General features: G+C 70.3%; 9 protein-coding genes and 2 pseudogenes. 6 read left to right on the top strand and 5 right to left on the bottom strand.

The window, feature by feature from the left end:
- Window positions 1-494 precede the first annotated feature (494 nt).
- Window positions 495-1,445: a polynucleotide kinase gene (locus ACWGR4_RS40975; protein WP_452133414.1), complete on the top strand. Its 951-nt coding sequence runs from the start codon at window positions 495-497 to the stop codon at window positions 1,443-1,445.
- Between the two features lie 252 nt (window positions 1,446-1,697).
- The gene (locus tag ACWGR4_RS40970) at window positions 1,698-3,113 is read left to right on the top strand and encodes a hypothetical protein (protein WP_452133413.1); all 1,416 of its coding nucleotides are present in this window, start codon (window positions 1,698-1,700) and stop codon (window positions 3,111-3,113) included.
- A gap of 185 nt (window positions 3,114-3,298) precedes the next feature.
- Here the strand turns inward: ACWGR4_RS40970 and ACWGR4_RS40965 are convergent, their stop codons facing one another.
- Window positions 3,299-3,874 (bottom strand): hypothetical protein, encoded by a 576-nt coding sequence (locus ACWGR4_RS40965; protein ID WP_452133412.1) that lies wholly within the window; start codon window positions 3,872-3,874, stop codon window positions 3,299-3,301.
- A 296-nt stretch (window positions 3,875-4,170) separates the two neighbouring features.
- Here ACWGR4_RS40965 and ACWGR4_RS40960 point away from each other — a divergent pair, with 296 nt between their 5' ends.
- From ACWGR4_RS40960 to ACWGR4_RS40950, 3 genes and pseudogenes are all read left to right on the top strand, one after another.
- Complete coding sequence (locus ACWGR4_RS40960) at window positions 4,171-4,416, top strand: hypothetical protein (protein ID WP_452133411.1); 246 nt, start codon at window positions 4,171-4,173, stop codon at window positions 4,414-4,416.
- 199 nt (window positions 4,417-4,615) lie between these two features.
- On the top strand, window positions 4,616-5,431 hold the full coding sequence (locus ACWGR4_RS40955) for an SAM-dependent methyltransferase (RefSeq protein WP_452133410.1): 816 nt from the start codon (window positions 4,616-4,618) through the stop codon (window positions 5,429-5,431).
- Between the two features lie 67 nt (window positions 5,432-5,498).
- Window positions 5,499-5,606 (top strand): annotated as a pseudogene (locus tag ACWGR4_RS40950) (DUF1330 domain-containing protein); the annotation flags it as partial.
- Between the two features lie 52 nt (window positions 5,607-5,658).
- Here ACWGR4_RS40950 and ACWGR4_RS40945 read toward each other — a convergent pair.
- On the bottom strand, window positions 5,659-6,675 hold the full coding sequence (locus tag ACWGR4_RS40945) for a saccharopine dehydrogenase (RefSeq protein ID WP_380005721.1): 1,017 nt from the start codon (window positions 6,673-6,675) through the stop codon (window positions 5,659-5,661).
- 85 nt (window positions 6,676-6,760) lie between these two features.
- Between ACWGR4_RS40945 and ACWGR4_RS40940 the strand changes: the two genes are divergently transcribed.
- Entirely contained in the window at window positions 6,761-7,342 is a 582-nt protein-coding gene (locus tag ACWGR4_RS40940; RefSeq protein ID WP_452133409.1) for a TetR/AcrR family transcriptional regulator, read from the top strand.
- Window positions 7,343-8,793: 1,451 nt separating this feature from the next.
- On the opposite strand, the gene ACWGR4_RS40935 is transcribed toward ACWGR4_RS40940, so the two are convergent.
- The 3 genes and pseudogenes from ACWGR4_RS40935 to ACWGR4_RS40925 form a co-directional block, all read right to left on the bottom strand.
- Window positions 8,794-9,132, bottom strand: a complete 339-nt coding sequence (locus ACWGR4_RS40935) for a WD40 repeat domain-containing protein (protein WP_452133408.1) — start codon at window positions 9,130-9,132, stop codon at window positions 8,794-8,796.
- A 281-nt stretch (window positions 9,133-9,413) separates the two neighbouring features.
- Window positions 9,414-10,527 (bottom strand): annotated as a pseudogene (locus tag ACWGR4_RS40930) (protein kinase domain-containing protein).
- A 72-nt stretch (window positions 10,528-10,599) separates the two neighbouring features.
- On the bottom strand, window positions 10,600-11,019 hold the full coding sequence (locus tag ACWGR4_RS40925; protein WP_452133407.1) for a hypothetical protein: 420 nt from the start codon (window positions 11,017-11,019) through the stop codon (window positions 10,600-10,602).
- Window positions 11,020-11,258 lie beyond the last annotated feature (239 nt).

The raw sequence follows: 11,258 nt of genomic DNA, 5'->3' as shown, positions 1-11,258 counted from the left end.
GCCCTCCCCCCGGCCCCCCCCGGGCCCCCCCCCCGCGGCGCCCGCCCCCGCCCCCCCCGCGCGCCCCCCCCCCGGCCCCGCCCCGGCGTCGGGCAGGTCGTCCGGCACGCCGGCATCCACCGGCCATGCCGTTCCCGGACCGGCCTGTATCGGGCATCAGGTCATCTGCTCCGCACATCCAGTGAGTCGAGGATTCGGCGGGTGAGATTCCACGGGACTGTAAAACGGGTTCGCGCCTTGCCATTCGTCGAAGGCGATGTCAGGGAACCGTCTGCGGTCCGCGGTGGAAAGGCCGTTCGCCTTTGCCTGGGCCATGCGGCCCTCGGTCGAGGTCACGGTGGTGGCCTGTGCCCCGTGCAGGACCGCGAGGGTGAGCTCGGCGAACGTGGTGTCACCGCCCCATCCCGTAGTTCGGCGGGGCTTCCCGAGCGTCGGACGCGAGGGCGGGAAAATCCGGCGAAGTCACTTGTGGGTTCCGGCTACGCTGCCGCCGCATGAGTGAACCCGCCACCGTGAGTGCCCTGTTCCATCCCGACGACCTGGCCGGTGCGGTCGAGCGTGGTCTGGTGGCACGTCGGCGGCATCCGCAACTGCCGCTGTCGATCTACACCTACACCCGGACCTGCGTGTTCGAGCGGCGATGGACACCGGTGACGCTGCGCTGCCGCGGACTGATCGTGGAGGATGGCACCGCTCGGATCATCGGGCCCTGTCTGCCGAAGTTCTTCGGCCTCGCGGAACACGACCTCGGCGCGGCCTACGCGCCCGCGCTGCCGGACGACGGATTCGAGGCGTTCGACAAGGAGGACGGCTCGCTGGGCCAGGTGTTCCACTACGCCGGCCGTTGGCGAGCCGCGTCCAAGGGGGCGTTCGTCTCCCGGCAGGCCGGATGGGCCCAGGAGTGGCTGGACGAGCGGGACACCGACGCGCTCGAGCCGGCGCTGGGCTACGTCACCGAGATCATCCATCCCGACAACCGCATCGTGGTCGACAACGGCTCCGAGCGCACCCTCGTCCTGCTCGCCGTACTCGGCCCCGACGGCACCGAACAGCCCCTCGCCGCGCACGCGGACGACTGGATCGCCCTCGGCGGGCGCGTGGTTCGTTCCCGGCCCGTCGCCTCACTCGCCGAACTGGCCCGCGCCGCCGCCGAGAACCGCCTGCCGGACGGCACGGCCATCACCGGGACGACGGCCGAGGGCTGGGTGCTGCGCCACGTCTCCGGCCGGCGAGTCAAGCTCAAGTTCGCCGAATACGTACGGCTGCACCGGATCCTGACCGGGGTGACCGAACGGGACATCTGGCGCTACCTCGGCATGCAGCGCTTCGCCGACCGCGACCCGCGCCACGTCGCCTATGCGCTTACCTGCGCGGAGGCGGAGGTCACCGCCCAGACCGCCCCCTTCGACGCACTCCTCGACCTCCGGCTCGGCGACGAGACCTGACCCGACCCGACCCGACCCGACCCGACCGACCCGACCCGTGCGCTCCGCTCCCGGAGCAACAAGCAGCCTTCGCCACGCCCAGGTAGGTGGGGCCCAGTGGGGAGGACAGGTTGCGGCGGGCGCGCCGGACGCGGTTGCGGGCGGTCATGCGGTGACGGACGCCGTGCTCGTGTTGTCCGTGCCATCCGGCAGCATGACGCTCGGAGGCCCGGGTCGGGGACACACGACGGGTGACGTATAGGGGGAGTGTTCGTGCGGACGGTGTTCGAGGGTTCGGTGCACGTGGCGTACATGCAGACGTACATCGACAGCCGCGCACAGTGGTCGGCGATCGAGGAGGACCATCGGGCGGGGCAGGTCAACGGCCTGTGCGGCGCCGCCGTGGAGGGGTATCTGTTCCTGACCACCGGTATGCACACCGGCAGCGTAGGGCTGACCATCGAGGTCCACGACGGCCCACCCGCGGTCGACGGGCGGTGGGAGGACGTGGTCGAGGCACCGTTCACCCCGCAGACCCGCACCGTGCGGCTCGCGCAGTGGGGCGACGCGGACGCGTGCGAGTTCGAACTCGACCCGGTCGACCATCGCGTGCGCTACTGCGCGACGGGGATGGACGAGGCCAACGCCCACGGCGTGGTCTTCACGGGCGAACAGCCGGTCGACCACTACCTCCTGCAGTTCTGGCCGGCGCCCGCGGAACCGGACCGCGTGATCAGGCAGATCAGCGACCAAGCGGCCTACTGGAACAGGATCGCCCGGGACCGGCCGCCACCGCCGACGCCCGACGAGCGGGCCGCGGCAGCGCGCGCGGCCCGCGAGGAACGGGCCCGCGAGAGTGCGGAGCGTGTCCGGGAGTACGAACTGCGCCAGTGGGCGGGCCGGTTGCCGACCGAGCGGTTGCGGCGGGTGAGCGGGAACGTACACGGGATGCGCATGCTCGACGTGCACCTGGTCCACGCGATCGCGCGCGTCGACGACGGGACACAACGCGCGATCGCCCGCTGGGCGGCACATCGCGCCTATGCCCTGGCGGGACTCGCCGACGTCGACTGGATCGCCCCCGCGTTGGCGGCACTCGACGCGGGTACGCCGCTGCCCGCGCCGTTCGACGACCCGGCCGAACTGTGGCGGCGCCTGTTCGAGGACCCGAACGTGCCACACACCACGATCACCCTCCCGGACGGCCCCACCCACAACGCGCTCCAACAGGCGTGCGCCCTACCGGCGTTGCTCGGTGCCGCCGACCCGGACTCCCTGCGGGCCGCCCTCGACGCCCTGCACGCGGCCGCGTACGCACACGGCACCGACCACCGCGCCTTCCTGGACGAGGTCCGCGACACCTGGCCCGCCCTGGGCGTCGTACCACCCGCCCCGACGGAACCACCCCCGCCACCGCAACCCGGACACCGCCCACCGAGCACCCCTCCCGTTGCGCCTCCCAACGCGCGGCTGTCCGGCAGGGGCCTCGCGTCGCCGGCCCCGACCCCCGGTCCCCGCCCCGCCGGCGCAGCCACCTCGAGGGACGGGGTTCGGATCGTCCTCGTCACAAGGTCTCCGGAGCCGCCCGCAGCTGCCGAGCCCTCCGTGACAAACCACCTGGCGGGCATCCAGAACGAGGACGTCTACACCGCCACCGGCGGCGAGGAAGAGCCTCACGAGATCGGCTGAACACGGGAGCGGATTCCTGTAGCTTCCCGTTCTCGTACCCTGCCATACCACGGGGATCGCCTACCCGTGCGAATCCGCGCCGCCGGGATCTCCCGTCCGGACCAAGAACCCGTCGCGATCGCTGTCCACCCTTCGGTTGGCCGAACCCCCAGGCCAAAACAGCAAGGAACTCAGGCCGATGACCGTCAATCAACGGCAATTTCACTCTCACCAGTGAAGATCACCGACAACATCATTTCTGTGAAGTGGCCACGCAGAGGGACGGAATCGGCTTGGCCGGGGCCCCAGGTACAGTCGGAGCGGCCCGAGGGATCGTGCTCGCATTGGAATCCGCCTTGCGCGAACCGGACCGTTTCGCCCTTATCGTCGTCAAACCGGACGGAGTGGCCCAGCATCTCACTCGGCTCATCTCCCTCTGGACACGCGACCGGGGCTACAAGCTGCGGGGGTTCCGGGAACTGTTCCTGAGCCCGGAGTACCAGAGCATCCTCGACGTCGACATCCATGCCGGAGGCGGGATCGATCGGCGACTGAGCGAGGTGTTCTACGGCCTGGGGCCTGCGCACGCCCTGTTCCTGGAGCGGGAGGGCAGCCGGTCCCCCGACGAGGGATCGGCTGCGGCCGAGCTCGCCGGCCGCTTCACGCAAGGCGGAAGTCCTGGCCGCCTGGCTGGGACCGAAGGTGGTACGACCCATCGACTGGCCCGCCGATTCCCACGGCCCGTCCCACCCGGCGGTCGGCGCCGCACCGATGGCCTGCACCCGCACCGCTCAGCGGGCCGGAGGCGAAGAAGGCGAAATCCTCAGAGGAGTGCTGGATGGGGACTCTTCCTATGTGCAGTTCGCCCGCCGGGTCTCGATGGTGGACCCATGGCATGGCTGTCTCGCCTACACGACGCTGCGTCACGTGACGCTGTGCGCCGACACTCCGTGACCAGCGCCGGCCGGCGGCGTCGGCGTTTGTGGTGCAGCGACGTTCGGCCACGCCGACAGGAAGCGCTGTCCTTCCCACTGATGGAGTCGATCGAATGCCCCCGTACCCGTCCCTGACGCGCGCCTTGACCGAGGCGCTGATCGACGTTGTTCGCTTCGTGGAGGGCAGCGACGACGAACGCATGGATCCGGACGATGCCGTGGAACTGTTGGAAGGCGTGGGACACCTGCTCGGCCGACTGTCCGCGGATCAGCGAGCAGAATTGCTCGATGTGATCGCTGCGATCGCCGATGCGGACCCTGATCCGGCTCGTCGCGAGTTCATCGAGCGGTTCCCCGACGGGTTCGGGCTGCTCGACAACGGGAATTGATCGGCGTCTTCCGCCGAGCAGACACGTAAACGTCGCCTGCGGCGTGCCCGTGACGCACGAAGGGGCTGCTGCGCGCGTTGCGCTCGACCGGCCGTGATTTGCGTGATCGTCTGATAACTTTCCGAAGGTTGGGCAACGTCCGTAGGACATTGTTCGGACCGTGCACGGCGCGTGTCACTCGATCGTCCGGGGGCCATGGATGGCGAACCAGGCAAATGCGGCGGGGAGTTCCGAGATCGACGTCGCCGTACCGAGCGTGGCCCGGGTGTACGACTATCTCCTGGGGGGCAAGGACAACTTCGCCTCGGATCGGGAGGTGGGGAATCGTCTCCTGGCCATCGCCCCGGACACCGCGCGCACGGCCCCGATCCACCGCGAGTTCCTGGCGCGAGGAGTGCGATTCCTGGCCGGGACCGGGGTCATGCAATTCGTGGATCTGGGGTCCGGACTGCCCACCGCCGACAACACCCACCAGGTGGCCCACACGATCGACCCCCGGTGCTCGGTTGTCTACGTCGACCACGATCCCATCGTCCTCGCCCACGGACGGGCCATCCTGGCCGACCATCCACGCACCGCGGTCGTCCGGGCCGACTTCCGCTCGCCGGAAGACGTTGTCTCCGCACCGGAGTTCACGAAGCTCATCGACCTCTCGAAACCTGTGGCCTGGTTGATGCTCTCCGTCGTCCACCACCTCGGCGACGAGGAACACCCCGACGCACTCGTCGAGAAGTACAAATCCCTCATGACACCCGGCAGTTACCTGTTCCTGTCCCACTTCCTCAGGCGTCCGGGGGATGTACGCATCGACCGCCTGGAAGCCGTCATGCAGGAGAGCCTGGGAAGTGGACGCTTCCGGACACAGCAGGAGATCGAAAGGTACTTCGACGGTATGGAGATGGTCCATCCCGGAGTGGTCTCCACCGCGCTGTGGCGCCCCACCACCCCCATCGCCCCGCAGGATCTGGAAACGTCCCACATCCTGATCTCGGGCGGAATGGCCAGAAGAACCTGAACGGCGCCAACCCGGCAGAGAAGGCCGAGCGCGCCGGGCTTGGTAGGTTTCCGGTATCGCGGTGACCGCGATCCGTCAGGCCGTCGCGGCATACGAGAGCGAGGCATACCGGGAGGCGCCGGCGGCCCTCCCTGACGGCTGTGAACGCGACTTCCGCATCATCGAAGGCATCGACCGACCGGCGGGACCAGCCATCGCCGAGCATCCGTCACTGCGGTGGCAGGCGTTCATTCGTCGCCGGGCGCGTCGACGAACTCGGCGCCGATCTCCTCCAAACGCTCGGCCGCGTAGGACGCGTCGAGCAGTGCCTCGGGGGTGTGGACGCCCGGCGGTACTACGGCTTCGCCGCGCAGCCCGAGCAGTCGCTCGACACCGAGGGCGATGCCCAGCGCGGTCAGCGGTCGCTGCCCTTCCGGATGGACGAGGTAGCGGTGCAGGCTGCGCGGTTGCCCTCCTGGGCCGGTTCCCTCGACGTCGATCCGGACCTCGACGGAGGCGGGGCCGCCGCGTCGCCGACGCGCGGACTCGCCGATGGCGAGGTCGAAGCGGACGTTCGGCGCTCCCGTCGCCAGGGCGAGACTCGGCACGTCGAGGATGGCAATGCTCTGGCCGGGCACGAGGATCCCGTCGGTACCCGGTACATCCGTCCGTGCATCGGGTTCGGCCACCCACGTGAACACGCCGTCACGGCGTACCAGTCCGGCCGAGGTGGCGATGGCCCATCGCTCCAGATCCGCCAGCCCCGCGGGGCCGCCGGCGTCCGACTCGTCCAGGACGGCACCGATCCGGATCGTGTCGATCCGTTCGAACTCCCTGGTGGCGTACAGCGTCGCCAGAACACCGATCCCCGCGCAGAAGTGACTCGCTACCAAAACCGGTGTACCGCCCGGCCGTTGGGCGCTCGCAACGATCTCCGGTGCGATGTCCACCAGGCCGCTGGAGATGCTCAGGTAGGGCAACCCGCGCTCCTGCGCGAACCGCAGCCCCTGCAATCGGTTGTCCCACAGCGCGGCGACGACCGCCAGATATCCTCCGTCGGTCGGCAGACCCAGATCCCCGCGCCGCAGGTCGACGGTCACGGCCGTGGCCGCGCCGAGTTCGTCGGCGACCCGCCGTGCGCGGCCGAGGTCGCGGCCCGCGATCGACAGGGGCAGTTCCGGGTGCCATCGGCGCAGCACGGCGGCGGCGCCCGCGCCCGCCTGCCCCGAACCGCCCAGGATCAGAACCGAGTCGGGCCGTCCCATGGTGAGTCTCCTTTACAGCAGCTAACCTACATTTTGTAGCCTACGTTTTGTAGCATAGCCTGGGAGGAGACGGCAAGGGAGGACCATGGGGACCACACCGACCCGCCTGTCAAAGCAGGCCAGGCGGGAACAGTTGCTCGACACCGCCGCGGCGATCGTGCGCACCCGGGGCGCCGACGGGCTCACGCTGGTCACCCTCGCCGAGGCCGCGGGCGTCAGCAGGCCGATCGTGTACGACCACTTCGGCACCCGCCCCGGCCTGCTGCTCGCGCTCTACCGGCGCCTCGACGAACGCCACCGGGCCTCGGTCACCCGGGCACTGCGGGACGCAGTGCCGGTCGCCGAGGAGGTCGCCCGCGTCATCGGCGCCGCGTACTTCGCCTGCGCCACCGACATGCCGGAACTCAACGCCGTTTCCGCGGCGCTGAAGGGCTATCCGGACATGGAGACGGGCGGACAGGAGATGACCGACAACTACACGGACCTGATGGCCACCGCGCTGCGGCCGTACACACACCTCGAGCCCGACGCCCTCCGGCTGTGCTGTGCCGGCGTATTGGGTGCGGCCGAGGCGCTCGCCACCGAACTGAACCGCGGACGGGCCTCGGTGGAACAAGTGGTCGACGCGCTGACCGGCCTGATCATGGGCGGACTCGAGGCCGGGTGAACCAGCGTGTGAGTGTGCGTCGTGGTGGCGGTGGTTGGTCGTCAGTCGGGTTGATGCGTGGTGTGGGTGTTTGTTTGCTGGTCGGGGTGTGGATGACCGTGATCGTTTCGACTGTCACAGGTGTGACCATCGACTGACGTCGGGTACTCGGCCCAAGCGGGTTGTTCTGTCATGGAGTTGCCCGTTCCTGTGTCGGGGCCCGGTGGTGCGGGTGTGGTTGCCGGTATGGCGAGGGATCGTTCTTCGGTTTCGGTACGTCCTGCCGCGGGTTCCTCGGATACGGCGGTGTTGCGGTCGCCGCCTGCGTGCCGAGGCCAAAGCCGCCGAACAGCTCCGCCGGGAGCGCTTCGCCCCCGCCACGCTTCCCGCCAGCGCCCGCCGCCCGGACGCCGTCACCACCCACGAGGGCGACCGGGAACCGGCCCAACACCACGAGGGCGACCCGGCCGCACCGGCCCTGCCCGACCTGATCCCACCCGCACCGCCCCCGGCCGACCGGGCCACCCCCGACACGCTCAAGGCCCGCACCCGCGACCCGGCACCCGCCCCACCCAAGAGGACACCCCATGACCCCCGCCTGCCACCCGCGCCCACCGACCAGTACGTCGCCCTCCCCGACGCGCGTCTGGTGACCACCCGCGCCCTGCTCACCGTGCGCGAGAGCCTCGCCGACACCATCGCCGCCCGCGCCATGACCCGCATCCACGACGGAGCCGGCCTCGGCAAGACGGTGGCGGTCACCGGTTGCCTGCGCGAACTCGAACCCGACCAGGACATCCGCCGCATCACCTGCCACGCCCGCTCCACCCTCCGCACGGTGCGCCAGGAACTGTTCACCGCCCTCGAAGTCCCGGACCAACCCTCGTGCTACGCCGGCGAGTTCGCCCAAGTTCTCAAGACCGAACTCGCCACCCACCTCGCACCCTCGTCCTGGACGAGGCACAGTGGCTCAGCGGCTCCCTGCCGGAATACGTCCGCTACCTCCGGGACGACCCGTGGGAGGAGAAGGCTGCCACCAGACCCTGCGCAAGCAGCCGATGCCGTCCCCCGGGATCTTCATCCGGCAACGCCTCACCCGCCTCACCCCCGACGAGATCCAGGACGTCATCCCGCTCTACCACCCCATCCGGGCCGACGCCGACCCGGCCGACATCGCATACGCGGACCAACACGGCGCCCACGGCAACTTCCGCAACCGGGCCCGCCCGACCGCCCACACCCACACCGTCCTCGAACGCACCGGCCGCGAACACGCCGACCAGGAAGTGCTCCGCCGGGCCTTCAGCCGTCTCGGCTCCGGCAACCAGACCCAGCCACCTCCACCGACACCCCCTCGATCTCACTTCGAATCTCACATCCACCGAACACGAACCCCCCGACCCGACTGTCGGGTTCCGCAGTCGCCTGCACGGATGTCCACAGTCGGCTGCGCACGGGTTGGCGTGTGGTCTTCACGCTCGCGACGCGGCCGACCGGGCATCGCGTGAACCGTCGTCGAGCCGCCACAGCCGGCATTCGTACGCGGCACTCGCGACGGCTTGGCCGTCCGGGCTGTAGGCCACTGCGTTGGTCCGCTCTCCGATGATCGTTGCCTTGAGGGCGCCGGTGTCTGCGTCCCACAGCCGCACGCCCGTCTCCCCCGCGGTGGTGACGGTGTCCCCGCCCGGGTTGTACGCCACCGCGTACGATATTTCCGGGGTGAGCTTGAGCAGCGGGCGGCGTTCGGCGACGTCCCATACCGCGCAGCCGTACTCCGGCATGGTGATCCAGTCCTTGTCCCGAGGAGGCATGCGGCCCGTGACGGCAAGGCGCTTCCCGTCCGGACTGAACCAGCTCGGTCACGCCGCGCACCGCGCGGTTGCCGGGGAGCTCTTGCGGAACCAGGTGGGCGATGACCTTGCGGCTGGTGGTGTCCGCGAGCACGGGCCCGTCGACGACCGTGCCGACGGCGATGAGCGCGCCGTCCGGGCCGACCGCCAGGCACGAGATGTCGGGGTCGGCTGCGAAGGACGACAGGTCCGTGTGGTCGGAGATCCCGTAGGCGGGGTCCGCAACGCTGCCGGTGCGGATGTCACAGGGTGATCCGGTCGCGGCTCCCGGCGGGGATGGCGAACTGCCGGCCGTCAGGGAGAACCACCGGCCGGGCTTCGTCGCCGTGGTCTCCCTCAACCTTGGCCAGCAGCTTTCTGGAGTCCACGTCCCAGAGCCGGACCACGCCGAGATGAATCGACACCAGCGTGCGGCCGTCGCCGCTGAACGCGATTCCGGTGGTGACGTCGTCGGTCAGTGCATCGCTCGTGGTGCCCGCCTGCGGCCAGAGGCTCCAGGCGGCGCGGCCGGCCGCCGTGGCGCCGGCCACCCCGAGCGCTCCTACGACGAACCCGCGCCGTGACAGGGGGCGGCGCCTCTGCGGAATGCGCGGAACGGTCGTGGCGGCGCCGGACGGTGAACGCAGGCGTTCCAGAACTTCCTGCGCGTTGCCGGGGCGCCTGTCCGGGTTCTTGGCGAGCAGCGCGAGGACCAGGTCGTCGATTGCCGGAGGTACGCCGGGCCGGTGCTCCCCGGGCGGACCGGGCTTGGTGTTGAGGTGGGCGTTCATGATCGGCACCGGGCCGGCCACCTCGAACGGGAGCCGGCCGGTGAACAGTTCGTACAGCACACAGCCGAACGAGTACAGGTCGGAGCGGGCGTCGCCGGGGTTCCCGTCGAACCGTTCGGGCGCCATACGCGAGCGTCCCCATCACCTGGCTCGACATCGCCGCCGACTCCGCGAACCGGGCGATGCCGAAGTCGAGGACCTTGATCCGCCCCTCGGCGGTGAGCATCAGGTTGGCGGGCTTCAGGTCCCGGTGGACGATTCCGGCGTCGTGGGCGCGCGCGAGCGCGGCGGCGATCTGCGCGGCCCAGTCGACCCCGGTCGCGACCGGCGGCGGGCCGTCCGTGCGCAACACGCTTGCCAGGTCCCGCCCGTCGAGGTACTCCATCACCAGGAACAGCGACCCGTCGGCCTCGGCCTGACCGACGTCGTGCACGGTGACCACGCCGGGGTGGTTGAGTGCCCCGGCCGTGCGCGCTTCGCGGAAGGACGACGCGGAGTCGGGTGTGCCGCGCCCGTCCTGTGGGAGCAGTTTGACCGCCACCCGCCGTCCGATCAACTGGTCACGGGCCTCCCGGACTTCACCCATCCCTCCTCGACCCACGAAACGCACCAACCCGTAACGACCAGCCACAACCCGCACAAGCATCGCCCTATCGCCCTAGGTGGCCACCACCACGCAGTCCCGGCCGCTCAGCCAACCACGCACACACGACCCGCGCTGCGGAACATCCCTCACACGCGGCGCTTCAGCCGTCACCACCAAGCCCACCACGCACCGGCTCGCCACGTCGATCGCCGCCGTCGGATACGGCCGACCGACCGGCAGCCGATGCCGCTCGTCCACCACGATCACATCCACCGGCGTGTGGTCGACCTGGACCTGCTCCAACAACCCGGTGACCACCGGCGGTTCGCCACCCGCCGACCGCAGCGGGCGCGCCGCCTCGCCGCCCTCCCGCGCCGTCGTCACGGCGACCGGATCCAGCCCGATGATCCGCCGCGCCGCCGCGCCCCGCGACGGAACCGGCAGACCCCGGATCCGGCACCGGCGCTCGACCTCCCGGCACACCGTCGCCACCGAACGACGCTGCCACGTCAGATACCGCGTCCGCGTCCACCAGGCCCACCGTGTCCCGCGCCGCGAGCGGCCGGATCACCTCCGCCTGCCGCATCGCTGTCGCCCACACGTCGGCGGGCGCACGGGGTCCACGCGGGTGTTCGGGCCGGTCGGGGGCCGATATGCACCCTCGAACATGCGCAGGCTGTATATGGGGTTCATCGTGAGCAACCCCAATCCACCCACCGGCCGGCCCGGCC

Source organism: Embleya sp. NPDC055664 (assembly GCF_053618075.1).
This window is presented reverse-complemented; position numbering and strand designations above follow the sequence as displayed.